Origin of the sequence: Salinivibrio sp. PR932, assembly GCF_001996125.1 — a bacterium.
In the GTDB taxonomy this organism is placed as follows: Bacteria; Pseudomonadota; Gammaproteobacteria; order Enterobacterales; family Vibrionaceae; genus Salinivibrio; species Salinivibrio proteolyticus.
In genome coordinates this window covers 61,373-88,167 of the sequence record NZ_MUFM01000008.1, presented here as the reverse complement: position 1 = coordinate 88,167, position 26,795 = coordinate 61,373, and the positions used below count along the sequence as shown (strand labels likewise).

22 protein-coding genes are annotated in these 26,795 nt (G+C 51.0%); 15 read left to right on the top strand and 7 right to left on the bottom strand.

The genetic code is table 11. The features are described 5' to 3' along the window. Positions 1-61 precede the first annotated feature (61 nt). Together BZG84_RS05935 and BZG84_RS05930 are read left to right on the top strand one after the other, a co-directional pair. Positions 62-577, top strand: coding sequence for a NifB/NifX family molybdenum-iron cluster-binding protein (locus tag BZG84_RS05935; RefSeq protein WP_077481683.1), 516 nt, complete (start codon positions 62-64; stop codon positions 575-577). Beyond that, the gene (locus BZG84_RS05930) at positions 570-989 is read left to right on the top strand and encodes a PaaI family thioesterase (RefSeq protein WP_077678038.1); all 420 of its coding nucleotides are present in this window, start codon (positions 570-572) and stop codon (positions 987-989) included. The genes BZG84_RS05935 and BZG84_RS05930 overlap by 8 nt, the downstream gene beginning before the upstream one ends. Here BZG84_RS05930 and BZG84_RS05925 read toward each other — a convergent pair. The 3 genes from BZG84_RS05925 to BZG84_RS05915 are packed head-to-tail and all read right to left on the bottom strand — an operon-like array spanning position 982 to position 5,776. Then, positions 982-1,953 (bottom strand): L-threonylcarbamoyladenylate synthase, encoded by a 972-nt coding sequence (locus BZG84_RS05925; RefSeq protein ID WP_101494746.1) that lies wholly within the window; start codon positions 1,951-1,953, stop codon positions 982-984. The genes BZG84_RS05930 and BZG84_RS05925 overlap by 8 nt on opposite strands. Before the next feature lie 8 nt (positions 1,954-1,961). Then, complete coding sequence (locus BZG84_RS05920) at positions 1,962-4,409, bottom strand: DUF2309 domain-containing protein (protein WP_077480012.1); 2,448 nt, start codon at positions 4,407-4,409, stop codon at positions 1,962-1,964. Then, the gene (locus tag BZG84_RS05915; protein ID WP_077678037.1) at positions 4,409-5,776 is read right to left on the bottom strand and encodes an NADH-quinone oxidoreductase subunit L; all 1,368 of its coding nucleotides are present in this window, start codon (positions 5,774-5,776) and stop codon (positions 4,409-4,411) included. Before BZG84_RS05915 ends, BZG84_RS05920 begins: the two co-directional genes overlap by 1 nt. Before the next feature lie 99 nt (positions 5,777-5,875). Here BZG84_RS05915 and BZG84_RS05910 point away from each other — a divergent pair, with 99 nt between their 5' ends. Next, entirely contained in the window at positions 5,876-6,808 is a 933-nt protein-coding gene (locus BZG84_RS05910) for a LysR family transcriptional regulator (protein WP_069589407.1), read from the top strand. Here BZG84_RS05910 and BZG84_RS05905 read toward each other — a convergent pair. Both BZG84_RS05905 and BZG84_RS05900 read right to left on the bottom strand, forming a co-directional pair. Next, positions 6,744-6,905, bottom strand: a complete 162-nt coding sequence (locus BZG84_RS05905) for a DUF2256 domain-containing protein (protein WP_077458369.1) — start codon at positions 6,903-6,905, stop codon at positions 6,744-6,746. The genes BZG84_RS05910 and BZG84_RS05905 overlap by 65 nt on opposite strands. Further along, positions 6,895-8,451 (bottom strand): FAD-binding domain-containing protein, encoded by a 1,557-nt coding sequence (locus tag BZG84_RS05900; RefSeq protein WP_077480015.1) that lies wholly within the window; start codon positions 8,449-8,451, stop codon positions 6,895-6,897. Before BZG84_RS05900 ends, BZG84_RS05905 begins: the two co-directional genes overlap by 11 nt. Positions 8,452-8,690: 239 nt before the next feature. On the opposite strand from BZG84_RS05900, the gene BZG84_RS05895 reads away from it, so the two are divergent. From BZG84_RS05895 to BZG84_RS05880, 4 genes are all read left to right on the top strand, one after another. Further along, positions 8,691-9,470 carry an ABC transporter ATP-binding protein gene (locus BZG84_RS05895; RefSeq protein WP_077480016.1) on the top strand — a complete coding sequence of 260 codons (780 nt, stop codon included), beginning with the start codon at positions 8,691-8,693 and terminating at the stop codon, positions 9,468-9,470. Next, the gene (locus tag BZG84_RS05890) at positions 9,467-10,330 is read left to right on the top strand and encodes an iron-siderophore ABC transporter substrate-binding protein (protein WP_077480017.1); all 864 of its coding nucleotides are present in this window, start codon (positions 9,467-9,469) and stop codon (positions 10,328-10,330) included. The genes BZG84_RS05895 and BZG84_RS05890 overlap by 4 nt, the downstream gene beginning before the upstream one ends. Then, complete coding sequence (gene fhuB / locus BZG84_RS05885) at positions 10,327-12,294, top strand: Fe(3+)-hydroxamate ABC transporter permease FhuB (RefSeq protein ID WP_077678036.1); 1,968 nt, start codon at positions 10,327-10,329, stop codon at positions 12,292-12,294. The genes BZG84_RS05890 and fhuB overlap by 4 nt, the downstream gene beginning before the upstream one ends. A gap of 87 nt (positions 12,295-12,381) precedes the next feature. Continuing rightward, positions 12,382-13,116 carry an SDR family NAD(P)-dependent oxidoreductase gene (locus BZG84_RS05880; RefSeq protein WP_077480019.1) on the top strand — a complete coding sequence of 245 codons (735 nt, stop codon included), beginning with the start codon at positions 12,382-12,384 and terminating at the stop codon, positions 13,114-13,116. 17 nt (positions 13,117-13,133) lie between these two features. Here the strand turns inward: BZG84_RS05880 and BZG84_RS05875 are convergent, their stop codons facing one another. Continuing rightward, the gene (locus BZG84_RS05875; protein WP_069586487.1) at positions 13,134-13,439 is read right to left on the bottom strand and encodes a DUF6482 family protein; all 306 of its coding nucleotides are present in this window, start codon (positions 13,437-13,439) and stop codon (positions 13,134-13,136) included. A 221-nt stretch (positions 13,440-13,660) separates the two neighbouring features. On the opposite strand from BZG84_RS05875, the gene phhA reads away from it, so the two are divergent. Both phhA and BZG84_RS05865 read left to right on the top strand, forming a co-directional pair. Next, on the top strand, positions 13,661-14,533 hold the full coding sequence (phhA, locus tag BZG84_RS05870; protein WP_077480020.1) for a phenylalanine 4-monooxygenase: 873 nt from the start codon (positions 13,661-13,663) through the stop codon (positions 14,531-14,533). Continuing rightward, positions 14,526-14,867 (top strand): 4a-hydroxytetrahydrobiopterin dehydratase, encoded by a 342-nt coding sequence (locus BZG84_RS05865; RefSeq protein ID WP_069586485.1) that lies wholly within the window; start codon positions 14,526-14,528, stop codon positions 14,865-14,867. The genes phhA and BZG84_RS05865 overlap by 8 nt, the downstream gene beginning before the upstream one ends. A 178-nt stretch (positions 14,868-15,045) precedes the next feature. Here BZG84_RS05865 and BZG84_RS05860 read toward each other — a convergent pair whose 3' ends face one another. Next, a complete protein-coding gene (locus BZG84_RS05860) occupies positions 15,046-15,234 on the bottom strand; it encodes a restriction endonuclease subunit S (RefSeq protein WP_077480021.1) in 189 nt (62 codons plus the stop codon). 370 nt (positions 15,235-15,604) lie between these two features. Here BZG84_RS05860 and BZG84_RS05855 point away from each other — a divergent pair, with 370 nt between their 5' ends. The 6 genes from BZG84_RS05855 (at position 15,605) to BZG84_RS05830 (ending at position 26,512) form a co-directional block, all read left to right on the top strand. Continuing rightward, positions 15,605-16,492 carry a PhzF family phenazine biosynthesis protein gene (locus tag BZG84_RS05855; RefSeq protein ID WP_241825759.1) on the top strand — a complete coding sequence of 296 codons (888 nt, stop codon included), beginning with the start codon at positions 15,605-15,607 and terminating at the stop codon, positions 16,490-16,492. Between the two features lie 87 nt (positions 16,493-16,579). Then, positions 16,580-17,788 (top strand): EAL and HDOD domain-containing protein, encoded by a 1,209-nt coding sequence (locus tag BZG84_RS05850; RefSeq protein WP_077480023.1) that lies wholly within the window; start codon positions 16,580-16,582, stop codon positions 17,786-17,788. Positions 17,789-17,790: 2 nt separating this feature from the next. Continuing rightward, on the top strand, positions 17,791-21,192 hold the full coding sequence (locus BZG84_RS05845) for a PAS domain-containing hybrid sensor histidine kinase/response regulator (RefSeq protein WP_077480024.1): 3,402 nt from the start codon (positions 17,791-17,793) through the stop codon (positions 21,190-21,192). A gap of 123 nt (positions 21,193-21,315) precedes the next feature. Next, on the top strand, positions 21,316-22,353 hold the full coding sequence (locus BZG84_RS05840) for an efflux RND transporter periplasmic adaptor subunit (RefSeq protein WP_241825758.1): 1,038 nt from the start codon (positions 21,316-21,318) through the stop codon (positions 22,351-22,353). Beyond that, positions 22,350-23,447 (top strand): efflux RND transporter periplasmic adaptor subunit, encoded by a 1,098-nt coding sequence (locus BZG84_RS05835; protein ID WP_077480025.1) that lies wholly within the window; start codon positions 22,350-22,352, stop codon positions 23,445-23,447. Before BZG84_RS05840 ends, BZG84_RS05835 begins: the two co-directional genes overlap by 4 nt. Next, the gene (locus BZG84_RS05830) at positions 23,444-26,512 is read left to right on the top strand and encodes an efflux RND transporter permease subunit (RefSeq protein WP_077678034.1); all 3,069 of its coding nucleotides are present in this window, start codon (positions 23,444-23,446) and stop codon (positions 26,510-26,512) included. Before BZG84_RS05835 ends, BZG84_RS05830 begins: the two co-directional genes overlap by 4 nt. Positions 26,513-26,795: the final 283 nt, after the last annotated feature.

Below are 26,795 nucleotides of genomic sequence, written 5' to 3'. Positions count from 1 at the left end.
CATATGCCAAAAATAAAGCGTATTTTTGGCATATGCTATTTATATAAAGAGAGAACGGAAGATGACAATTGCTATTGCGATGAACCAAAACCGCCCTGCGGGACATTTTATGAAGGCCGAGCACTTTGCGCTGTTTGACGACGATGGCCAAGCACTCGTTCAGTTCGCCAATCCACGTGTAACAGAAGGTTGCGGTGCCAAAAACGCCTTGATAGCGATGCTGAAAGCTAACCAAGTAACGCGTGTGGTGACACGCCATATTGGCGAGCATGCGTTAGCGGGATTACTTGATGCTGGCTTACATGTTTATCAGTTAACCAATGGTCGTCTAAATCCCACTCAGTGGTTATCGCCTGCGTACTGGCAACCGCTTACGGATGCGAGTCAAGGACGACCGGCGTTGCAGCGAATGAAGCAGCAATCCCAACTTCGGAAAGGAGCGTGTCGTGCTGATCGAATGTGCGGGTGTGGTTCTAAACGAAGTGGGTTAGGTTCTGAGCATCGCGGATGTGGTAATAGGCAAGGTAAAGGTAAAAGCGGTCACGCCAGTGGACAGGGTTGCGGTTGCCATGACTGAATTACGTGTGATGCCGCCACGGTCGCATCATCAGTGTGTAGCTTGCAGTGACAATGGGCTGTTTAATCTTAGATTTTACCAAGACGATGAAATTGCAGTGAGCGCAAAAGTATGGTTAGAAAGCACTTGGCAGGGGTATCAAGATCAGCTGCACGGTGGGGTGATTGCCACGCTTTTAGATGCGGCGTTGACCCATTGTACCTTTTTGTTTGCCCCGCAAAGTGTGACAGCGTCACTTAATATTCGCTATCACCATCCAGTGCCCATTGCGGTTGAGGCGGAGGTACGAGCATGGTGTGTAAAAGCAAAACACGGAATGAGTCAGTTGGAGGCAACGCTTACCGTTGCGGGCACTGTGTGTGCCAGTGCAACGGCAAGCTTTATGCGAATGCGTGCGTCAAAAACTAGCTAACGGCGCGGCGTAGGCGATCATGCACGGCAAGCCATGCTTCGCCATGAGGAGGCTGGGCGAGCCAGATCTCATCGACGCCCAGTTGGTCGGCTTGGGCAAGTTGGTGATATAACGCTTGCCCGTAGCGTGCAGCGTCATCTGGCATGGCAATACAGACCAGATCATCCCGTGTTGGGGCGTCGCCAAAGTGAAGCAAGGCTGCGCGTTTTTCCGGATGGGGCGCAGGGAGATCAGACAAGTCTGCCGCCACCATCTGCAACCGCGTATTGGGTTGGTAATGGCTTCCCACATTGCCGGGCACCACGGTGTCGTGCTGCTCAGGGGCGTCGACCGTTTCACCCAGCACGGCGCTCAACTCGCTAGCGGTGATTGGACCGGCGCGAAGTACGCGGAATGGACGCTTGGTAAGATCGACAATGGTCGACTCCAGCCCATGTTGGCAAGGACCGCCATCAATCACCGCAGCGATCTTTCCGCCTAAACCATGCATCACTTGCTCCGCCGTGGTGGGGCTGAGCTTTTTATACGGGTTCGCTGACGGGGCGGCAACGGCAAGTTGGTGAGTGGTAAGCAGGTCCAATAACACAGGTTGCGCGGGTACGCGAAGCCCAATGGTATCTAATCCACCCGTGACTACCGGTGAAACATGCTCGGCACGTGGCAGCAGCAGCGTCATCGGCCCTGGCCAGAAGGCATTCGCCAGCTTATATGCTTCATCCGGGATTTGCGTTGCCCACTCGGTGATCGATGCGACGTCACCGAGATGAACAATCAAAGGATGATTGGCGGGTCGCCCTTTAGCGGTAAAAATGCCCGCGACGGCGTCTGGATTGCTGGCATCCGCTGCCAAACCGTACACGGTTTCTGTGGGCACCGCGACTTGTTCGCCGGCTTTTAGCAGCTCGGCGGCTTGTGTTAGATCCGTTGAACACTGCGCTGAGAGAAGTTGCGTTTTCAACGACATGCTCCGTTTTATTTTGCTACGTTCAGGTGATACCACTGACCTGAGCGATCGCGTTGCCATACTGCACCTTGCGCATCAATTTGCATCAAGTACAGCCAGCCGTGATTCGCCAGCGCGGCTATATCGTCATGGCGTGCAAGTATACTATCAATTGCCTCCCGAGGGGCAGCGATAAATACGCTTAATCGCACTGGCTGGTGGCGATATCGACGGCCATCGTGCACTGATTGATGCGATAAGCCAATTCGTAAGTCGCCGCCATTCCCTTCAAATACGCCAATGTGGCCACCCACGATGTTGTGGAGCAGCTTGTTGCCGCTGCCGAATTTTTCCGGTGCGGTGACAGAAGCAAAGTACTGCAGATTGATCCAATTGGTCACCACCATGGGCGCGGTGAGTATGGTTTCAAGCTGGCTAAAGTCACGGTCTTTGTGCATGTCGTAGTCGTGTAAAAAGCTGCGACCTTGCAAATTAATCTGTCGAGACAGGGTGCGCGGGCCAACGATTAACGCGGCGTTGTCACACAGTCCCCACTCAGGACGCATTTGCGCCCAGTCTTTGGCCCGTGTACCAAAGAAGCGTTTGAGTTTGGATGGCTGGGTAGGCGCCTGATCAAACTGACTGGCGCGGGTAGCACGTGCTTGCTCGCTTGCGTTGACCAGCCAAGTTTGCCATTGCGCATGCTCGGGAGCGTGAAAGACATCCAGTGCGTCGGTGGTAGTGTTGTGCATGGCGGCATAAAAACGGGTGCTGGCGGGAATCGTCACGCCTTGCTGTGCCATGGCATCACGTACGTCGGCATCGTTAAGAAGCTGTGCAAGTACGCGGACATTTACCTCGCCGGTTTGTCCGCCGCAGGCACCACAGTCAAGCCCTGCAGCATGAGGGTTGTTACAGGTTTCACTGCCATGACCCACCAACAGGACGGCATCGGCCAGTTGATCAGCAATGCCCATTGCGCGCAAGATACCAGCGCCTAGCTCGGCCTTTTCTGCTGCGGTTAACGGTGTATTGTCACGGGTGAGCGCCCAATCACTGTCAGTATGGCTGAGTCGATTTAACGGGTTCTCGGTGCCAGAAATGCGCAATGCGCGTTTTAGCAAGCTCACTAGCTTTAACATGCCACCGGCTTCGACCATGCCTAAATTGGCAGCGGGCGCATCAAGGCTGCGCTGCCAGCCGAGCTTGGTCATTCGCAACCAGCGTTCGGGGGTAGCATGAGTTTGTGAGGCGGTGACCGCTGGCGCCAGTAAACCAGGCAGTTGTGGCCGATGAATATGGCTATCAGTGGGCTGATATGCAATCGGCAAGCCAAAAAAGCCAGCAAAGCCAAGGGTTTGAATCCGTTCGGATTGCGCTTCTAATGCGCGACGCATTGGCTCAGAGCGCACATCGATACAAAATACAGCCTGAAGCGTGGGGGAGGTGTCGAGCGTGTCGACACTGGCCTGCGCAGATAGGGCGTGTGCCCAAGGGCGCTGCTGACTGATTTCCAGCGCTTGTTGCCAAATCCACAGGGGCGCGAGCTGTTGTTGTGCTTGGTGATACCAATGGCGGACATTCACCGCTTGATGGTGCATGGACTGACGAATGCTTGCCCACGCTGCGTCACGATGTTTAGCAAGCCAGCGTGCCAGCACTGTATCCCACGCGAGTAAAATCGCGAATAGGCCCATGCCATGATCTTGTTGTTCACTGTCACTGAGCTGTTGCTGCCAATCTAACCAAGCCTGCCAGCTTGCCCAACCCGATAAACCGTGCATAAGCGCGTGGCAATAGGCCAAGTTACCGTCTTGGTCGTGAAGAGTCGGTTGCCAAAAGTCGGCCGCTTCAGCGATCAATGCATCGATTTGGGTGGGTAGTGCGGCGAAATCGGCAAGCAAATCCACGCCAGTGAGGGTTTTAATGCCTTTATCTTGGCTCACCACATCCAACCAGCATTGATAAAGGTGCTCACCGCCTTGGCCTTGAGCATCAAAGCGCTGTGGGTATTGGTGATAGAGCGCGAGAAACTGGCTCACTTGCTGCTGGATTTCTTGCTGCCACGATAAGCCTTCTTGTGCTTCTCGAGTGCGGTCACACAACTCAGCTAATGGCTTCCAACGCGGGAGGTCACTGCTATGACTACGCAGCGCACGCAGGCAATCACTTGCCGTCAATGCGCTGCCAGAGGTTGAAATGGCCTCGGCAAGGTGTGCCTCACTAATCGGCGATTGCCAATGTGACAGATAGTACGCCGACGACATTAACGGACAATGGCCGCTTAACACTGCTTGTTCGGCAAAAACTTGCTCAATGGGGGTAAAGCGTTGCGGCCACCATGGGTTCACCGCAATCATTTGATCCAACGGCCAGCTTGGCGCAATCGCGGCGACTGCTTGCTGTGTGGCATCGCGAAAATCGCTCACATCGAGGGACTCAGGGTATGCAGATACATTGGGCGTTTTCGCAATCATTAACGCGTCTCCTTATGCGGTTGCCATTGGGTCGTTTGTAGTTGGATTAAAGAAGCACTTGGCCACCATTTGAGTGTTAGGCGCGTCGCCCATTCATCAAGGTAAGCGCCGGCGTTCAGCCAAATAAATAGGCGATTCACCCACGCTTTGTGAGGCCAGTACTGGACCGCCAGTGACAGAGCAAACAGCGCGATAAACAGCACCAGCGCAAAGGCATCGGCAAATAAGTAGGTGGCATTACCGCCCGCGACAAACACAATCAAGCTATGTTTAATGGCGGCGTAGAGTCCGAGCAGGCCAAGCGCAAACACGCTACTGAGCAGTACGCGTGTCGGGCGAGCAGCGCCTGGGCGTGTAAAGGCTGGTAATAGCAGCATGGTCATCGCCATCCACAGCAACCAGCCGGCGGCCAAGCTATTTAAAATACCGACACTCAGATGCACGGCGACAATCAAACCGGCGGCGGTGGCCATCGCGGCAAGCCAATGGCTACGACGCGGGACTGAGGCATCAGCCAGTTGGGTGGCGAGCCAATGATTCACGCCATTGCCGCTGTTGAGGAAAGAGAACGCCTTGTAGAAAGAGTGCGCCAGTAGGTGCAGCAGTGCCAACTCGTAAAGACCTAGGGCGATTTCGACCAACATCAGCCCCATTTGTGCGACGGTCGACCACGCCAGTTTTACCTTGATGCTCACGCGTGTCAGGCTCACCAGCCCAGCAACCAGCGTACTGACGCCCGCGATAACCAGCAGTGCCAAGCTGGCACTGGGGCTCGCCGCGAGCACTGGCGCGAACAGCATCAATAAGATCCCGCCAAGGTTCACAATGCCAGCATGCAACAAGGCAGAGACAGGTGTTGGCGCTTCCACCACTTGAATGAGCCAGCCGTGCAAGGGTAGTTGAGCGCACTTGATAATCGCCACGCCCACCAACATAAAGGCGGCGATGCTTACAGTCAGCGTATGAGGTTGCTGGCTGACTTGAAACATTAATTGGTCAATCTGCGCGGTTTGGTAGTGGAAAAACAACAGTAAAAATGCGCCACCGAGTAGCAATTCGCTAAAGCGGGCGAGCAGCATTTTTTTGTGTGCCGCGAGTTGGGCGCGAGGCCGATGCGGATAGAAAAGAATTAAGCGACCCAATGAGAGGCTAACCGCCACCCAGGCGAGCCAAAACAGCAACAGGTGATTGCTGACTAAAACCAACAAGACTGCCGACAAGGTGAGCAGTAAAGAGGAAAGAAAACGGTGTTTGTCGGCTTCACCTGCAAACGCAGTGGCACTGTATCGCCAGATAACACCGCCAAGAAGAGCAACCAGTGCGAGCAGCACCAGTTTGAGCGGGGTGACGAGAAATAGGGATAACATGACTTACCTCACAGCAATAGTTATGAGATACATTGTGAAAACTTACTACAGTTAAGTAAAATACATAATAAATCATTTTTCATTCTGTTTTAGAGAACGATGAGCCGACTCAACTACCATCATTTATATTATTTCTGGCAGGTGGCGCGTCACGGGAACCTGACCCAGACCGCCCGGCAGCTGCATATTTCGCAGTCGGCGCTGTCGTCGCAAATCAAGCAGCTTGAACAGGCGATGCAGGTGCAATTGTTTGAGCGCCAAGGTCGTACGTTGACGTTGACCGAAAGTGGCTATCAAGCGATGAACTATGCCGAAGAGATATTCCGCCAAGGGGAAGAGCTCGAGCAGTTGCTATCCAGCGGCGGGGCCCTGTCCAGTGCCACGATTCGCATTGGCACCTTATCCACCATGTCGCGGAATTTTATCGAGCAGTTTATTCAGCCATTGGTTAATCAACGAGAGTGCCGCTACGTGTTGCAGTCGATGGATCAAACCGGCTTGCTCCATGCGCTGTCTGATCACCAGTTAGATTTGGCGCTAACCAATATTGCGGTGCGGGGTACCAATAAACAGATTTGGCAGTATCAGCAATTGGCTCGCCAGCCGGTAGCTGTGATTGGTTGGCCGGGTAAAGCCTTGTCGCCGACCTTAGACGCCAGCTACCAGCATCAAGCGTGGGTGTTACCTTATGGCGATAACCCGATTCGCTCAGGGTTTGATGCCATCTCTGCCCAGTATCAACTCAAGCCTTACATCATGGCAGAAGCCAATGATATGGCGATGCTGCGCCTATTAACCCGAGACAATGATGCGTTAGCGGTGATGCCCGAGGTGGTGGTTCGCGATGAGTTAGATAGTGGCATGCTCACCCGCTACGCTTTACTGCCGAGTGTGTATGAGCCGTTTTATGCGGTATCAATTAAACGTCAGTGGGTACATCCGAAATTGAATTCACTGTTAGATGCGTTCAGTGCGTCGCCGCTCGCGCATGGCGACGACCTTCGCGACGGCAACGGTCAGAGCAATACCTAACTTCGTCCCAACAGCGCGCCCACTTTTTACGCCACGTAAACGGGCGTTCGCACGTCAAACATACCTTGCTGGGAAGATGTGGCTTTTTATGCGCCATCTGGGTTGCCTCCAATAGATTGAGCAGCAGGCGAACGTGATTTTTGAGTGCGCTTGTTTGCGTGCTCAGCGCTGTTTGTTCGCTCAGGGCTGTCTGGACGCACATGGGTGGCGAGGATCCGTGCTTTCTCGATACGAACGGCGTCTTGTTGACGAAACGACCATAAAATATCTCGCGCCCGTTTGCCTGTTTGTTCGATATCGACAATGGGTTTCGGGTAGTCTTCGCCAAGCACCACCCCGTACATCATCGCTTCCATGTCGGTCATTTGCCATGGGGTGTGGATCAAACTGTCGGGCAAGGGAGAAAGCTCGGGCAACCATTCACGAATAAATGCCCCCTCGGGATCTTGCTCCTGCGATTGTTTCACTGGGTTATAAATACGCAAGGTATTGGCGCCTGTCACGCCAGCTTGCATTTGAAATTGGGGGTAATGAATACCGGGCTCAAAATCGAGAAATAACTGCGCGAGGTGATGCACACCGCGGCGCCAATCAATCAACAAATGGTGGGTTAAAAAGCTGACCAGCATCGCCCGCATCCGAAAGTTGATATAGCCAGTGACGTGTAGGCAACGCATACAAGCATCGACGAGCGGATAACCGGTATTACCTTGTTGCCATGCGCGCAGGTGCGCATCGCTCTGCGGACCGTTTGCGTACTCAAAATGTAAGTAGCCTCGATTGACGGGCCGATGCTCCATGTGGTGCTCGCTTTCAAATTTCTGCATAAAATGACAGTGCCAATGCAAACGCGACACCATAGCTACCAGCGCTCGCCGCCAGCCCTTTTTCTGCCAATGGAGGAGGGTGATTTGATACATCTCGCGCAAGCTGATGTTACCCCATGCAAGATAGGGTGACAGCCGCGTACAGCTTTTGCGGCTGGCGAGCGGTTTAGAGATGTGACGTTGATAGCGTTGTCCGCGCTCGCGGAAAAAAGACTGTAAGGTTTTATACGCCCAACTCGGGCCGCCGGGCTGAAAGCGTGGCGCAGGAGAATCCCAATTGTGGTGATCGAGCGCGGGCAGCGTGAGTGATGTGTCTAGCCAGCGCGCTTGTTGCCAATCGGGATCGGCAAGAGGGGCGCGCATCACCTTTTGCCATTCTGCGTCCCAATCAACTCGATCTTTCGCGCCGCGGATCACCGCCCCAGTGGGAAATTCATGCCAAGGGATCTGATGGCTTGCTAGCCATTTCGCCACCGCTTTATCTCGAGAAAATGTCGCGTCGACGCCAATTTCTTGATGGCTGTACACCGCGCCAATTGCCTGCTGCTGGTGGATGGCGTCGAAAACGGCGAGTGCGTCACCTTGGCAAATAGTGACCTGCCCGCCAAGCGGCGCCAGCTGCTGATTAAGATCGCACAGCGACTGCCAGACAAATCGCCAGTGGCGCTCGCTATGGTGCGGATCGTTAAGCAGCAGTGGCTCAAACAGGTACAAAATCACCAAGGGACGCCCCGCGGCAATGGCAGCTTGTAAAGGGGCATGATCCCGCAGGCGTAAATCGCGTTTTAGCCATACAAGGCTGATGGGCGCGGACATAGGGCTCTCGTCAGTCGTAACAACAAACTTTTATTCACCCTTGGCGGTACGAGGCTGAATGACGCTTGGATCCCTAATAGTGACTTGGTTGAGGTCTAATTTCTCTCATTAACAAGCGCTAAGCATACAAAGCGAAATCAAAATGGTTTGCATTTGCCTTTTAAGCATCGGAAAATTAGCGCTCTCAGAGATAACGGGCAAGTGCCACGCGCTTGTGTTTGCAATAGTAGGATCGAGATATGTTAGAGGCAAAGGACGTTGCGTTTGCCGTCAACGGAAAAGTGTTACTCGATAAGGTGAGCTTGTCGTTTACGCCCGGAAAAATCTGTGCGTTGGTCGGGCACAATGGCTCGGGTAAGTCGACGCTGATAAAGTTGTTAGCGCAGCAACAGGCAACCAGCAGCGGGCAGATCGCATTAGACCAAAAGCCCTTGTCGAAATGGTCAGAAAAAGCCTTTGCGCGCGAGGTGGCGTATTTGCCACAGCATTTACCGGCAACAGACAACTTGACCGGGTATGAGTTGGTCAGTTTTGGTCGCTATCCTTGGCATGGTTTGCTGGGGCGGTTGACCAAAGCCGATCACCAAGCGATTAACGAGGCAATGGCGCTCACTGGTACCCAAGATTATGCTGAGCGCTTGGTCGATACCTTATCGGGCGGCGAGCGCCAACGGCTGTGGATTGCGATGCTGCTGGCACAGCAAACGCGTTACTTGCTGCTCGATGAGCCGCTATCTGCACTGGATGTGGCCCACCAAGTTGAAGTGATGACCTTGGTGCGCAAACTCAGCCGAGAGCTGGATAAGTCCATTATTATCGTGGTGCACGACATTAATATGGCGGCGCGTTTTTGTGATGAGATTGTCGCGCTGCACAGCGGGCAAGTCCTGACTCAAGGCGCGGTTAGCGATGTGTTTCAAGAGTCGGCCCTCAAATCGATTTATGGCATTGAGATGCCGATTGCCGACCATACCGCCGGTTATGCGGTTGCCATGCCGGGGGAGTTATCGCCGGTATGATCAAGTCCTCTTTTTTGACGCTTGTGGTCTGGCTGACTGCGGCCATGATGTCAGCGAACGTCAGTGCGTCACCTCGTATTCTCTCGCTGGATTGGACCCAAACTGAAACCTTGTTGGCCTTGGGAGTGACGCCCGTCGCGGTCGCGCAAAAGGCGGATTACAATTCGTGGGTGAAAGCCCCGCCCATTCCAGAAAAAACCGTCGATATTGGGCTTCGCACCCAGCCGAACATGGAGCGTTTGGCCGAGCTTCACCCCGATAAAATTCTGATCTCGCCCATTTTTAAGGCAATGAAGCCCAAGTTAAACACCATTGCGCCGGTCAGTTCAATTCCTCTGTATGAAAGTGGCCTAAGCTGGGCGTCGCTCAAAACCGTGACGCGGCAGATTGCACGTGAGGCCAACCGTCCTGAGGCCGGTGAAACCTTGATTGCCAATGCGAAACAGCAATTAGCGGGCCTGCGCGATACCATTCCCGGCGAACAGCCACCGCTTCTGATGATTCAATTCCTTGACGCCAACCATGTGCGGGTGTTTGGGACGAACAGCTTGTATCACGCCGCAATCAGTGAATTAGGGCTCAGCAACGCGTGGCAAAATACCACCAACAGTTGGGGGTTTAGCATGGTCTCCACCCGCGAGCTGCTAGACCTTGATGCGCAACTAGTGATTGTGCGCCCACTTCCCGCGGGCGTCGAGCAAACCCTTCAGACCAATATGTTTTGGCAATATTTGGTTAAACGTACGGGGCATACGCCATTGATGATTGATCCTGTATGGAGCTTTGGCGCGATTCCATCAGCGTTACGTTTTGCCCGCCTTGTGACCGCGGCATTGACCGAGCAAGGAGGGCAGGCATGAAACTGAACCTGTTATGGGTGCCCTTGGCGTTACTGGCGGCACTGTTAAGCCTCGCCTCCACTCAGTTGGGGCAGTGGAATGTGAATGCATCCATGCTCTGGCAGTCGCTGTGGTCGCTGGATGACAGTGCGTCGATTGGCGTTGTGATGCATTTAACCTGGTGGCCGCGCTTGGTCACCGCATTGCTGGCGGGGGCGTGTTTGGGGCTGGCCGGTACCTTGATGCAACAAGTGTTGCGCAACCCCTTGGCCTCGCCCTCGACGCTGGGGGTGGCGAATGGCGCTAGCTTGGCGCTGATGCTTGCGACGCTTTATGCCCCTTGGCTACTGACTTGGTCGAGCGCGATGGTGGCGATGTCTGGCGGGGTGCTGACCATGTTGGTGGTATTTGCGCTAGCGTGGCGACGCGGCCTATCGCCCACCGTAGTGGTGATCGCGGGTTTGATTTTAAACCTTTACTGCGGCGCGCTCAGCACCGTGCTGCTGTTGATGAATCAAGAAGCGCTGCACGGCATGATGGTGTGGGGCGCGGGTTCGATGGTGCAAACCGACTGGCACAGTGTGCAAGCCTTATTGCCACGTGTTGGATTGGCGGTCGTGTTGATCCTTGCCTTATTAAAGCCGCTCAACGTCTTGAGTCTTTCGGATGAAGGGGCGAAAAGCTTGGGCGTATCACTGGCGAAAATCCGTGTGATTGCTCTAGGGCTATCGGTGCTACTGACCGCGTGGGTAGTTAGCTTGATTGGCGTGATTGGCTTTGTCGGTCTCGCCGCGCCCGCGATTGCGCGCTTATGTGGCGCACGCAAGCTCATCACCCGATTGGGCCTAGCGATGATTTTAGGTGCCTTGATATTGGCAGCTACTGATTTGGCTGTCCAGCTGTTACCCGGCCGCCGGGCTATGATGGTGCCCACGGGGGCGGCGACGGCAGCCTTGGGAGCGCCTCTTCTTTTGTGGTTGTTACCACGGGTGTCACTGGGGAATCGTCAACGCCAACAAATGCATGCCGGTACGTCCGCACCACGTCAGGATTGGCCACTAGGCCGAACGCTGATGTTACTGGTGTTGGGTGTGGTGATTTTTGCCACCGTATCGCGTCAAAGTGAGGGCTGGCAGTGGCTGGCGCTCAGCGGCGATTGGTCTTTGTTGGAATGGCGCTTGCCACGGTTGCTGGCCGCGGCATTGGCGGGTGGTGTGCTTGCTGTTGCGGGTGCCGTGCTTCAGCGTTTAAGTGCTAACCCGATGGCGAGCCCTGAAGTGATGGGGATCAGTGCCGGTACGGCGCTGGGACTGATTGTCACTATTTTTGCTGGCATGGGCGCATCTATGCTGAGCTTATATGTCGGCGGCTTAATCGGTGCGGGGGCAACCTTGGCGTTGATTGTGCTGCTTAATCGCAAAACCGGCTTTCAGCCAGAAAAGGTATTGCTTACAGGCGTCGCCATAGCCGCTCTGATGCAAGCAGTACAAAGCTTTTTGATGGCAGGTGGCGATCCTCGCGCATATCAAGTGCTCGCGTGGATTTCAGGTTCAACCTACTATGTGACTGACAGTACGGTGACCACACTGGCCTTGGTTGCCGCCGTGCTGGTGGCGCTAGGATTAATGTGCCAGCGTTGGCTCGATATTTTGCCGCTCGGTGGCGAAACGGCTCAATCGTTGGGGGTTAAGGTAGGGCGTGCCCGCATGCTGTTGCTGGCCCTCGTCGCGGTCATGACCGTCAGTGCTACCTTGGTGGTGGGGCCGCTCAGTTTTGTCGGCTTGATGGCGCCACATATTGCGCGTAGCTGGGGAGCGAAAAATGCTCGGGCGCATATGATCACCGCCGGATTGATTGGCATGGGATTGATGCTGTTTGCTGATTGGCTCGGACGACAATGGTTATATCCGCAAGAAATGCCAGCAGGGATCATTGCCTCCTTGATTGGCGGGCTCTACCTAATGGTTGTGCTGCGTAAGCTATAGTTTTAACACACGGTGATCGACAGGATCGCCTCATCCCTAACTAAAGAGATGCAGTTTGCATCTCTTTTTGTTTGAGGAGCCAAGAGAATGAACAGTGATTCCATGCAGCGAGTGGCGGTTGTCGGCGCAGGTGGCGCGATTGGTGAAGCTTTTTGCCGCGCGTTGCTCGACAAGCCATCCATTCAGCAAGTCTTCGCCCTAGGGCGTCACCCCGCGCCACTTGCCGAAATAAGTGAAAAGGTGGTGCCTGTGGCGGTAAACATTTGCGATGAAGCATCAATCCAAGCAGCGGCCGAGCACATCGACGACAACAGCTTAGATGCGGTGATCATTGCCTCGGGAATGTTGCATGACGATGCGGTCAGCCCAGAAAAGCGGCTCGCGGCGTGCAGTAGTGAGGCCATGCATCAGCTCTTTGACGTCAACGCCGTCGCGCCGCTGCTATTGAGCAAGCACCTCGCGCCCAAATTGAAACGCAACGCCGAGGCGAAGCTTGCCATTTTATCGGCGCGCGTGGGCAGTATCAGTGATAACCGTGCGGGCGGTTGGTACGCCTATCGCGCAAGTAAAGCGGCGGTGAACATGTTGATCAAGTGCATGAGTATTGAGCTTGGCCGCCAAGACAAATCATTAACCGTGGTTGGCCTGCATCCGGGGACGGTCGATAGCCATTTATCCGCGCCATTCCAAGCCAATGTTAAGCCAGGCAAGTTATTCAGCCCGGCTCAATCGGCTGGCTATTTGTTGTCGGTGTTGGATGGCCTCGACAGTCGTCATACGGGTCGATTGTTTGCGTGGGACGGGGAAGAAATTGCCCCATAGGTTGGGGCATTGTTGCGTTATTTCCAATGCAATGGCTGCTCGAGGGTCGACAAAGGCTTTTCCGTGCCAAGCCCTATCATTTCATCATATGCCGTGTCAGTGACTAGCACGTATTGCGCGGCATTAACCCATTCAAAATCATCTTTTACCGCCAGCAAGCTGCGAGATAAATAGGGTTTATCGCCTTGATAAATTAGCTTCTGCTCCACCGTATCGCCGTGACGTAAAAAGGCGATAGCTTGATATAACATGCCATCAATGCCACGGATCTGAATCTTGTCAATGTTGTCGTAATTTATCAGTTCGCTCAGTTGTAAATTCATCACTCGTCCTTGCAGTCAGGTCTTTTCAAGATACTACGAGCTATGCAAGCACGCGGATCCCTCGAGGGTGAAGCATTGGCTAAAGCAGCAGCCTTTCGGATGTGTAATGTAAAATAAATGTTACGCAAAGGTAAAATTAAAACCGCGATGAAGAGATGATTTTCTCGGCAAAGTCGACGTAATCTGTGAGTAACGGAGACATTGCGTAAGGCTAAGGGCCGCTGTTTACGCGCGATTTTTACGCCAGACAACGACACAAGGCGGTGAACGTGAAACAGAGTAAATACGAATCCAAACCAGTTGATGAGCTGGGTCGTGTAGCCTGGTCGGCACAAGAAAACGATGTATGGCGCCAGCTAGTTACGCGGCAGCTTGCATGTATCAAGGACAAAGCATGTCAGGAATATCTCGACGGGTTGCGAATGCTGGATTTGCCGCATGACACGGTACCACAGATCCCAGATGTGAATGCCGTGTTAATGCGAGAAACAGGTTGGCAAGTGGCTCCTGTGCCTGCATTGATCGATTTTGACCATTTTTTCGCCTTGCTGGCGGATAAGAAATTCCCTGCGGCGACGTTTTTGCGCACTAAAGACGATTTCGATTATTTGCAAGAGCCGGATTACTTTCACGAGATTTTTGGTCACTGTGCGATGCTGACTCACCCAGCGTTCGCTGAGTTTACCCATATGTACGGTCAGCTAGGTCAAAAGGCCACGCCCAAAGAGCGCGTTTATCTTGCACGCTTATATTGGTTTACGGTTGAGTTTGGTTTACTCAGTGACTCGCAAGGCAATCGTAGTATTTATGGCGGCGGGATCTTGTCTTCGCCAGCGGAGACCGAGTACGCCTTTAATAGCGACAAAGCGGTGCGTAAGCCTTTAGAAGTGATAGATGTCATGCGCACGCCATATCGGATTGACATTATGCAACCCATTTACTTTACCATTGAGTCGATTGACGATTTATTTGCCATCAGCCAACGTGATTTGATTGCTGATGTGCATCAAGCCATGGAACTAGGCCTTCATGCGCCTTTGTTCCCGCCCAAACCGAAAAAGACAGAACAGCAAAAGGAAACGCAACATGTCTGAACTAACTGAGTTGAAATGTGAAGCCTGTAATATTGATGCCCCTTTGGTCAGTGCTGAGGAAATGCCGGCGCTGCTTAAAGACATTCCGCAGTGGCGCAAAGTAACACGAGATGGGATTGATCAGCTCGAACGTGAGTTCACCTTCCGCAACTTCAAGTTGGCGTGGGCGTTTGCCAACCAAGTGGCTGAGCTGGCTGAGCAAGAAGGCCACCATCCGGCTATCTTGCTGGAGTGGGGTAAAGTGACCGTGACTTGGTGGTCGCATAAGATTAAAGGCCTGCACAAAAATGATTTTATTTGTGCGGCGAAAACCGACGGCATTGCCCCTGAGTAAACCAAAAAAAGCCCCGAGAGTGATCTCGGGGCGTATCAGTGTCGATAATCTTCTGTCTATCCCAGCCACGCAAGTGTCAACCCTGCGCCGCTAATGCCTTTCATTATAATACCTCGGCATTTTCTTCGTAGAAGAAGATAAATTTTAAAAGTGACGCGGTCACGTTTTCGTGTTGTTCTTACTCTTCTTCATCGCTTGTGTCTTTTTGCTTAACGGCAAAATACTGCGCGAGAATTTCGTCAGTGAGCTCACCTTTCTCCTCAAGGGCTTTGAGTTTTGCCACAATCGCTTTTTGTTCGTCGAGCGATGGCAAGGTGTCCGGCTCATGCTCGGGCGCGTCATCGGCAATATGCTGTAAAGGGTCCATAAGTTTACATCTCATACGGTATTAAAAAGTTTACTGACAAGCCTACCATATCTTGGTTTATCGCGTGCCTGATTGATGATTGTTCGCTGGCATAATGGTCACTTTATGCCGTAGTTAACCGTCTAAAGTGTTCATGAAGATAATGCCCTCTCGCGATTTCTTTAAACGCCTGTTGGCACACGTTTTGGAGTAGTCTTAGCCTAATACTCTGATTTATTTAGTGCCTGTCTGGCATATGTCACAAGTTTTTATTGTCATACTTTAGTATAAGCGCATAGGATGGAAGGAGCACAAGGCGTGCAGGGGGTTGTGTTAAAYGACGCTAGCCTTTAAATGGAAACCCGCACACAGCGGCTATCGCGAGGAAGCAATGATGGACAGATTTGTTGAGTTCTATCACCTGAATGCATTCGTTGCACAAGGGCAGGGGGGGAATCCCGCCGGTGTTGTTAGGCATGCAGATGTGTTGGATGATGCACAAATGCAGGCGATTGCAACAGACTTCGGCTATCCAGAAACGGCGTTTATTTGTCATAGCGAGCATGCTGATGTCAGATTACGGTTCTTTACCCCGACCCATGAGGTCGCGTTTTGTGGGCATGCCACTGTGGCAACATTTTCTGCGCTTTGGCAGTTGGGTGCACTTGAGGCTGGCGATTACACGCAAGAAACTGGGGCTGGCGTCCTGCGAGTTTCCATCTTGGATTCGGGAAAAGTTAACTTTGAGACGGCAATTCCAGTCCTCAGTGACGGGCCGAATGAAAAGGTGATTGCCGATGCGTTTCACATAGATAGTAAAGATATCCTATCGACTGGATTGCCTGTCAAAGTCGTCTCCGCGGGTGGACCCAGTATCATTCTGCCGCTTGCGTCCCTCGATGCACTCGCCCGGATGTCACAAGACAGGGAGGCGGTTATTGCGCTGACGGAGGCGTACGATTGCGTTGGGGTGCATGCGTTTGCCTTATCTCCCCACGAGTCGGATATCACTGCGTGTTGTCGAAACTTTGCGCCTTTGGTCGGGGTGGATGAAGAAGCGGCTACCGGAAGCGCCGCTGCCGCCCTAGCGGCGTACTTGACTGAGTATCAGGGTACGCACAATCGGYTTGTTTTCGAGCAGGGTGAACATATTGGGGCGAGATCGCTACTGTCTGCTGTGGTCAAAGTCGATGCGCAAGGTCATCAACGTGCTTGGGTCGGCGGAGATGCAAATACCGTAATACGGCGCGGCTATCGGTTAGATGCGATTAGCGCTTAACTTACTCAGTTCAATCAGAAAAAATCATCAGGGTTGGCGCGATTAGTCTACGTTTATTAAAGGGATCTAATTTGCGGGGTTAACATCGTGAGTGAAACCTTTTTTTCGTGTCAGCCTATTTTCGATGATCGACAGCAGCACTGGGGAAGTGAGCTGCTTTTCCGTGAAGGCCTAGAAAACAAGTTTCCGTCAATTGATGAAGACACAGCCACATCAAGAATACTAAGTGCCAACTTCCTGTCTGGCAATGAATTGGACGACCAGTTGCGTTATGTGGTGAGCTTTTCCGAAACAGCCTTACTTGACGAGTTACCACTTTCGATGCCGGTGACGCGTCTTGTAATCTGTATCAGTGAGAAAACAAAACCCTCGCCTCTCCTATTAAATAAGCTTAGAGCCTATAAAAAAGCGGGCTTTATGTTACTCGCATCCAGTGCAGTGTTTTCAAATCACTGGATGGAGCATATCAACTTGTTTAACCTTGTGAGTGTAGATATGGATCGTGACGACCCCATGCGCTGGGTTGGAACCATCTCTGATTATCCTGATATCCGTTTTTTAATTCGAAAAGTGGAGAAGCAAGAAGAGTTTACACTGGCGCAGCAATTTGGATTTAGCTTGTTTCAAGGCTACTTTTTTGAACAGCCCGTCATCCGTCGTCAAGGTGATGTTGCACCATCCGTTATTACCTTGCTGGATGCCTGTATAATAATTAATCGAAGCCCCTATGACATTGACGAAATCACCGACGTGATATCGCGTGATGTGTCCCTGCTTTATAAAGTTGTCACCAGCGCCAATGTGTTGGCCAAGTCCAAGAAAAAGAGCATTTCTAATCCGAAACAAGCGGTCGTTTACCTCGGTTTAGAATCATTGCGCCGACTAATCTCTCTCTTAATCATGTCCAACATGAATCATCAGGAGTGTTTACATTTACAGAACGCAGCGATTTTGCGCGCAATTTTTATGCAACAAACTGCACCCATGTTGAAAGGACTCGATGCTGATGAAGGTTTTCTGGTTGGTGCTTTTTCTTTTTTAGATGCCATGTTGGGGTGCCCGATGGAAGATGTGGTGAGTCATCTCGATTTGAGTAAGGAAGCTAAGCAAGCCTTGTTGTCACAACATGGCCACTACGGCGCTTTGTTGGAATTATGCAAGCATATCGAACATGCTCATTGGGATTGGGTGTCGAAACGCTGTGAAAAACTCACACTAAAAGAGCGTATCGTGTTGAAAGCGTTTGAGAAAGCGCGGGAGCAAACGCAAACACTGGCCGCAACCATGCAGGTATAAGTATGAATCGAGTGGGAATGCGCTTAGCTATCGTTTTGATTGTGTTGGCAACACTGCTGCTAGGTGGATTTGGCTTTTATAACTATTATGTTGCGAAATCACGCTTAGAGTCGGATATGAATCAGGATTTGACATCCATTAGCCAACGGCTAAAACAGCGTTTGCCGACACTAATGTGGAACTATGATTTTGAGAATGTCCAAAACGATCTTAATAGTGAAATGGGCTCCCGCTATGTCCATCGATTGGAGCTTATCGATGCCAATGGTCAGTTTCGTTATGTTACGGATTCAAAAGGGACGCGCGCAGATTCTGAATTGAGTCAGTTGACAATTCCACTTGAATACGATGATCGCAGTCGCTCGATTAAAGTGGGTGATTTGATTATTTATCGAGATAGTCGATATATTGATAAGGAGCTTAATACCGAGATATTAAGGACGACGACCCAAATCGTTCTGCTGAACTTGCTGGTGGGTTTCTTTATTTGGAAATATGCTAAGCAAATCAGCCGAGCAGAGCAAAGCCGCGCCTACCTCGATACTGTTATTCATAGTTATACCGATGCACTTTTGGTGCTGGGTGAAAAACATTCCATCATTACTATTAACGACTCGGCTAAGCGGCTGTTTGAGCTTGAGTCTGTCCCGGATGAAGCCATCACATTGTCAGCCATTGTGTCACGCGTTAAGCCCAACTCGCGCGCTTATTTTTCACAGGCACTTTACGATTTGAATGGCAAGACCAATCGCTCTTATGAAATAGAAACCGAGAACGGAGAGCGAGTGGTGCAGGTGAAATCCACCCCCATCAAAGACGAAGACCCACGCGCGCTGAATGTAGCCATTATTCGCGATATCACCGAACAACACCTCGATAAACAAAAAGTCTCTAAAGGGGCGGAGCTGTTCTCCGCTATGAAGAGCTTGCAAGACAAATTTCTGATTCGAGAGGATTTCAGTAAAAGCTTCCATGATGTGCTCAAAATCTTGCTGCGTATTGGTGAAAGCAATCATGGCATTATTGTTGAAGTAGGTGGCAATGACGAACCCGAGTATGCGGGCTTACCTTATCATGTGCTTGCTCAGACTCGTCTGATCCAAAATGGTTACGTAGGCGATGAGTTTGTTCGTAACTTGTTGATTGAAATCATTGAGACCAAGCAAAGTAAACGGAGCCTGCAAATGGCGGGTGTTGCTGGCAATAACCAAAAAATGATCATCAATGTGTTAGGGTTACCGCTGTACATGTCGAACCAACTTGTAGGGGTGGTTTGTTTGTTCGATGAATCAACCACCTATGATGATGAGTTACAAAGCTGGATCGATCCGATTTTGTCGAGCCTGAGCTCAATGATTCATTTTGTTCAACAGAAAAACTTGAACGACATGATCTCTAAAGAGATGGCGAGAGCGAAAGAACAAGCGGAACGCGCCAATGAATCAAAGACTAATTTCCTAGCGATGATGAGTCATGAAATTCGCACACCGATGAATGGCATTGTAGGGATGTCGAATTTATTGATTGAGACGCCACTGACGCAACAGCAGCGCTATTTCGTCGACACCTTGCAGCATTCCTCTACCGCACTATTAAACATCATCAACGATGTGCTCGATTTGACCAAAATCGAAGCCGGTAAAATGACGCTCTCTAAACAAGTACTCAATGTGGCTGATCTTGTTCACGAATCCTTAAGCATCTTCACTGCCAAAGCGGCAGAAAAACAGTTGCGACTCCATTGTTATATTGATCCTCGTATGCCATGTGATATTGAACTCGATGCGGTCCGCTATAAACAAGTGATTATCAACTTAGTCGGCAATGCGGTGAAGTTTACTAAGCAAGGGCATATTTATGTTCGCTTGTATCAAGTGAGAGATGGCGAAGTCACGAATCTTGTCATGGAAGTGGAAGATACGGGGATCGGGATCCCAGAAGATCGCCATGAGGCTATCTTTGAAAACTTTACTCAGGTGGATAACTCGTATTCGCGCTCTTATCAAGGGACAGGTTTGGGCTTGCCAGTATGTCGTAAATTGCTCCGATTGATGGAGGGTGATATCACTATTCGGAGTGAAGAAAATAAAGGTACGACCTTTGTGTCTACCGTGCCTATTACCTTCACCGACTCACCGCACACACTGTTTGATGGTTATGAACTGAGCGCAGAAGAGAAAGCTCAGCAAGTCTGTTTGGTATCAGAAGATAATTTGCTCACCACAACATTGGCAGCATATCTCGATCGCCTGTCTGTCTCGTTTGTCACTGTTACTGAGGGGGCGCAAGTTGATACGCGAGATAGCGAACAGCTAACCTTGATGATTGATCAAGACAAGATGCAGAGCTGTCAGCATCTGGTGGGCAAAGTCGCTAAAAGTATCGCCATTAGCCACAATGGGCATCACGATACAGGCATGCAGACGTTGACATGCCCGATTAATTACAGCGAGTTGTATCGGGTGCTGACGTCTGATGAGGCGGATCTTGATGACAATCTTGCAGCAGTCGGACAGTACGACAATATTCGCTTTGATTTAAATGTCTTGGTCGCGGAGGATCACTTAGTCAACCAAGACTTAATCGATATTATTCTTGCCAAACTAGGTTGCAAGCGTACGCTGGCTGAGAACGGCAAAGAAGCACTTGAACTGCATAAAAAAACACCTTTCGATATTATTTTAATGGACTGTCAAATGCCAGAAATGGATGGCTTTGAAGCAACGCGTCGTATTCGTGAATTTGATAAGCACACACCGATTATTGCGGTAACCGCGAATGCGTTGTCGGGGGACGCAGAGCGTTGCTTGGACGCTGGTATGAATGGGCATTTGGCCAAACCTTTTAGCAAAGATCAGTTGATTGAGCTGCTGATCCTCTATTCCAGCAACGATGCAGTCCATTATGACGATCAGCACGATAACGATGAGCTGGATTTGGAAGACTTAGATGAAAACGCTTTGGCGGCAGGTAAACACACCAGCGAGTATGACAAAGACATAAATACAGATATTGAACCTGATCCCGGTCATCGTGTGAATGGAGCGGCAACCATGAAATCTACTGAGCCTCCCGTCGATATTGCTCATGTCAAAGAGCAGGTGGGTGATAGCATGGATCTGGTGAAAATGATCCTTGATAAGTATGTGAATAATCAGAGCAATGACTTAGAAAAAATGGAAGCGGCGTTCGATGAGCAAGATGTCGTCGCTGTTAAAAAGCTCGCCCATAAAATGAAGGGCGCGGCGGCAATGATAGGTGCGAATGCGCTTTCGGGGATTTGCTTGGAGCTTGAGAAGTCACAAACAGATGATACTGAAACATTGAAGGGCTATTTACCGACAATTCGTGAACACACCCAAGCTATTGTTGAGCAGGTCTCGAGCCTACCGGAAACACCTTGATACATCCCGTCATGCTCGTTAGCATGGATAACGTGTCAACTTAGATTAAAAAATAAAGACCAATCAAACACCTAGTGCTTGCCTCTCGAGTCGAGTACTAGGTTTTATTGTGAGGAAAGGCAGATGAACAAAAGTGCTGTGATGGTTTGCGCCGCCACCTTGCTACTTAGTGGCTGTGGGGACCAGGCGACCTCTGCACCGTCCGATACGCCAGCTCGGCCCGCTAAGCTGTTGACGGTAGCTATCGGTCATGAAGGGATTACCCGTCAATTTCCCGCCCAAGTTGAAGCCGATGACAAGGCATTACTCTCCTTTCGTGTATCAGGCGTGATAGAGAGCATGCCGGTGAAAGCAGGTATGGATGTGAATCAAGGCGATAGCTTAGCGGAGCTAGATAGCCAGCAATATCGTCTGCAGCTAGACAAGGCCAAGGCACAGTATCAGCTTGCTCAGGTGCAGTTCAATCGCGCAGAACGTCTACATAACGACAAAGTCATATCTGAGCAGCGCTTTGACGAAGCGCGCTCCGCCTTGAGTGAAGCAGCTGCGGGTTTAGAGCAAGCGCAGACGAATGTGAATTATACGCAGCTAAAAGCACCTTATTCCGGTACCGTGTCTTTGCGAATGAAAGAGGTCAATGAGTTTGCCCGAGCTCAAGAGCCCGTTCTCCACATTCAGTCGAAAGATATTATCAATGTCAGCTTTCAGTTACCTGAGCGTTACTTCCATTATTTTAGTCAGCAAGCGGAGCAGTTAACGCCATTTGTGACGTTTGATGCGTATGGCGACCGTCGCTTTCCTGCCCAGCTTAAGGAAATGGATACAGAAGCGGACACGAAAACAGCGTCTTATCGCGTCACAGTGAGCTTGATGCGGCCACAAGCCGTGAATGTCTTGCCGGGAATGGCAGCGAAGGTGAGTGTCACCATACCGACAGATACAGAGACCTCCATTCCTGCCTCTGCAATGATCAAGAAAGGGGAAAATCTTGGTGTCTGGCGAGTCGACCCGCAAGGTGTTGTGTCTTTCACGCCCATTCGTTTAGAGGATGGCAAAGTGAGCGAAGGCCTTGGAAATGGCGATGTGATTGTCGCGACAGGCGCGAGTGCGCTTCAAGAGGGCGATCGGGTACGAGCTTGGGTGAAGGAGCGTGGACTATGAAAGCAATCACAAAACTCTTGGGTATTTGGCTCGGTGTATTGCTCCTTTCGGCGTGCCAGCCTGAGTCAGCTCCTCGCGAGGTGACAACGCCGGTGGTGACAACCTTTACGGTGCACCATCAGCAACAAGATGAACGTATTACTTTCCCTGCGGTGGCCGCCGCGGCAGATAAAGCAACGTTAGCGTTTCGGGTTCCCGGTGAGGTGCAGCAAATTAACGTAAAAGCGGGTGATCTGGTCAAGAAAGGCGATGTACTGGCGCGACTTGAACCAACGGACTATCGCTTAGCGGTCGAGAACGCCAGTGCGCGCTTTGATGTCGCGGATGCTCAATATCGTCGCTCGGCACCCTTGGTTGAACAAGGTATGCTGGCTCAATCACAATTTGATGAGCTAAAAGCACAGCGCGAAATTGCGCAAGCAGAATTGGCACTCGCGAAGCTGCATTTATCTTACGTTGAGCTGAAAGCACCGGAAAATGGCGTTATCTCTCGTGTCAGTGTGGAGCCATTTGAAACCATTGCCCCTGGGCAAGCGATCATGAATATCCACGATGCCACACGTGCCGACATTCGTATTCAAGTCCCTGATATTTTGTTTAGTCGCAATGCCGGTGTAAACACGCAATCGGTGCAAACGCGATTGGTCCCCGAAGTGATTACCCAACAAGGCAATACCTTCAAGGCGTCGATCGACGAATATACCGCCGAGCCGGATCCGCAAAGCGGTGCCTTTGTGGTGACCTTAACGATGCCGATGCCAGAGCAACAATTCATTCTCGATGGTATGCCCGTTCAAGTCAGTATTTCTCGTCAAGGCTTGCAGTTAACCCGTACAGGGCTCTCTATACCGATAGAAGCGGTGTTTAACCAAGATGGTGACCCGCTTGATCGCGAGCACAGTTATGTATGGCTCTTGAATGCTGAGGACAATACCGTGCACAAGCAGCAGATTGAGATGGGGCGCATTCACGGTCACCGGATTGAAGTGGTTGAAGGGTTGAAACAGGGTGATCGCATTGTTGTTGACGGCGCGAATCAACTGGCCGATGGGCAAACCGTACAGCTCGCGTCACAAGAGGAAAAGAGATCATGAAGCAAGGCGTGGCAGGTTATTTTATTCAAAACAAAGTTATCAGTTGGATGATTACACTGATCTTTTTGATTGGGGGTACCATCGCGTTTTTGGGGCTAGGGCGTTTAGAGGATCCGGCCTTTACCATTAAAGATGCAATGGTCATCACCAGCTATCCTGGTGCAACGCCGCAGCAGGTTGAAGAAGAGGTCACTTATCCGCTTGAAAAAGCGGTACAGCAGCTTACCTATGTCGATGAAGTTCGCTCTATTTCCAGTCGTGGCCTTTCACAGATCACGGTTAAAATGAAACCCAAATATCGTTCCGATGATCTTCCCCAGATATGGGATGAGCTGCGCCGAAAAGTGAACGATGCACGGGGACAACTTCCTCCCGGCGTGAACCCGCCACAAGTGATGGATGACTTTGGTGATGTGTACGGAATTTTATTGGCGATAACCGGTGACGGATATAGCTATAGCGAGCTTAAAGACTATGTGGATTATTTGCGTCGTGAGCTTGAATTAGTCCAAGGGGTGGGCAAAGTACAAGTGACGGGTACGCAACAGGAACAAGTCTTTATCGAGGTGTCGATTCAGCGTTTGAGCAGCTTGGGTATTTCTCCTAATACCTTATTTAACCTGCTGGCAACCCAAAACCTGGTGAGCAATGCGGGAGCTGTACGAGTGGGGGATGAGTATATTCGTATTCACCCTACCGGCGAGTTCTCGTCTGTGGATGAATTGGGCAACTTGATCCTCACCGAAGCGGGCTCACAAGGGCTGATTTATCTGCGCGACGTTGCGGATGTAAAACGGGGATACCAAGAAGTCCCTAGCCAAGTGCTGTCTTATAACGGTCAGCAGGCGCTGCAAGTGGGTATTTCATTCGCGGATGGCGTCAATGTGGTGGAAGTTGGGAAGAACGTCGATAAACGTTTGGCGGAGCTCAATGATAATCAGCCCGTTGGTATTCAAGTGCATCATGTGTATAACCAGCCCGATGAAGTCGACAACTCGGTCAGCGGTTTTGTGTCTAGTCTTGGGCAAGCGGTGGCGATCGTTATTATCGTGTTGCTCTTTTTTATGGGACTGCGCTCGGGCCTTTTAATTGGCTTGGTGTTACTGCTAACCGTGCTGGGCACGTTCGTGTTTATGCGCTACTTCGATATTAATTTACAGCGTGTTTCACTCGGTGCCTTGGTCATTGCGCTTGGCATGCTGGTGGATAACGCCATTGTGGTGGTTGAAGGTATATTAGTCGGCTTAAAACGCGGCCGAACGCGAATGCAGGCCGCGCACGATATTGTCACTCAGACCAAGTGGCCTTTGTTGGGGGCGACCGTGATTGCGGTTACAGCGTTTGCGCCGATTGGTTTATCTGAAGATGCAACCGGTGAGTATTGCGGCACCTTGTTTACGGTTCTGCTGATCTCCTTGATGCTCAGTTGGTTTACAGCCATTACGCTGACGCCCTTTTTTGCCAGCATGTTTTTCAAAGAAACCACCGTCTCCGAGGACGATGAGCAATCGGATCCCTACAATGGCGTGCTGTTTGTGATTTATAAACGATTCTTATCGTTTTGTATGCATCATGCCTATCTGACTCTAGTTGTCATGGTCATTGCGCTGGGAGCCAGTGTTTACGGGTTTAGCCATCTGAAACAATCTTTCTTCCCTGACTCAACCACACCGATGTTCATGGTGGATTTGTGGCTGCCTGAAGGGACAGATATTCGGGCGACCCAAGGCACCTTGGATGATGTCTCAAGCTGGTTGAGTGAACAAGAAGGGGTGAGCTATGTATCGACCAGTGCTGGGAAAGGGTCTCAGCGCTTTATGTTGACCTATTCACCAGAGAAAACTTACGCCGCGTATGGTGAGCTGATCGTCCGTGTGGATGAGTATGCCCATGTAAAACCCACGATGGGACTGGTGCGTGCACATATTCAGCAGCAATATCCGAATGTTCAACTTAAGCTCAAACCGATCACTTTAGGGCCGGCTTCGGGGTCAAAAATTGAAGCGCGGATTATCGGACCTGAGCCGACGGAATTGCGAGCTATTGCTAAGCAGGTGGAAGCGCGTCTTCATCAAGACCCAGATGCCGTCAATATTCGTCATGATTGGCGCGAACGTACCAAAGTGCTCGAACCTGAGTTTAACGAGAGCCAAGCGCGTCGCTACGGGATTACCAAAAAAGACGTGGACGATCTTTTAACCATGACCTTCAGTGGCAAACGTATTGGCGTGTATCGTGATGGCACCAATTTAATGCCCATTGTGGCCCGCTTGCCGGATGAGGAGCGCGTCAATATTAATACCCTCGAAGGGATGAAGATCTGGAGCCCTGTGCTGAAAGATTATATTCCTTTGCAACAGGTGATCCTCGACTATGACCTTCGTTGGGAAGACCCCATCATCATGCGTAAAAATCGCAAACGCATGCTAACCGTGATGGCTGACCCCGATCCATTGGGTGGCGTCACGGCGGCAACTTTATTGACGCGGGTCCGCAGTGATATTGAGTCGATTCCTCTTCCTGAGGGCTACCGTATTGAATGGGGCGGTGAGCATGAGTCATCCACAGAAGCGAAGGAAGGGCTGTTTAGTATTATGCCTCTGGGTTACCTCTTTATGTTCTTGGTAACCATACTGCTGTTTAACTCGGTGAAAGAGTCGTTAATTGTTTGGTTAACCGTGCCGCTTGCAGTTGTCGGGGTGACCACGGGTCTGCTCTTACTGAATACGCCGTTCGGATTTATGGCATTACTCGGCTTCTTGAGCCTAAGTGGTATGCTGCTGAAAAATGGGATTGTATTGATTGACCAAATCAATATAGAGGTTGCCAGTGGCAAACAGCGCTACCAAGCGGTCGTGGACGCGGCAGTAAGTCGTGTTCGTCCGGTTTGTATGGCTGCGGTGACGACCATTTTAGGGATGCTGCCGTTGTTACCGGATGTATTTTTCCGCCCAATGGCAGTGACTATCATGTTTGGATTGGGCTTTGCGACCGTGCTAACACTGATTGTGGTGCCTGTACTGTATCGGATTTTTTATCAAATCCATTATCACCGTAATGCCTGATACGACTAAGCACCGCAACCGCGGTGCTTTTTTTATGTCAGTGTCTCAAGGTTGAGGCTGTGGATAACTGCAGAACTATCCACAAAAACAGTTAATAACTCGGTGAATTACGTCGCTAAGGGGCATCAGAAGCGCGATAGTTAAATGTCAATATGCTGAGTAAGACTTTTATAGAGCAGTCACACTCAAACCGGATGCTAAATGTAACTATTTGATTGCCAAAAAGAGAGCGTAAGAGGTTGAGTTGGCATGGCAAAGCAGCTTACCGAAACGGTAAGGCTGC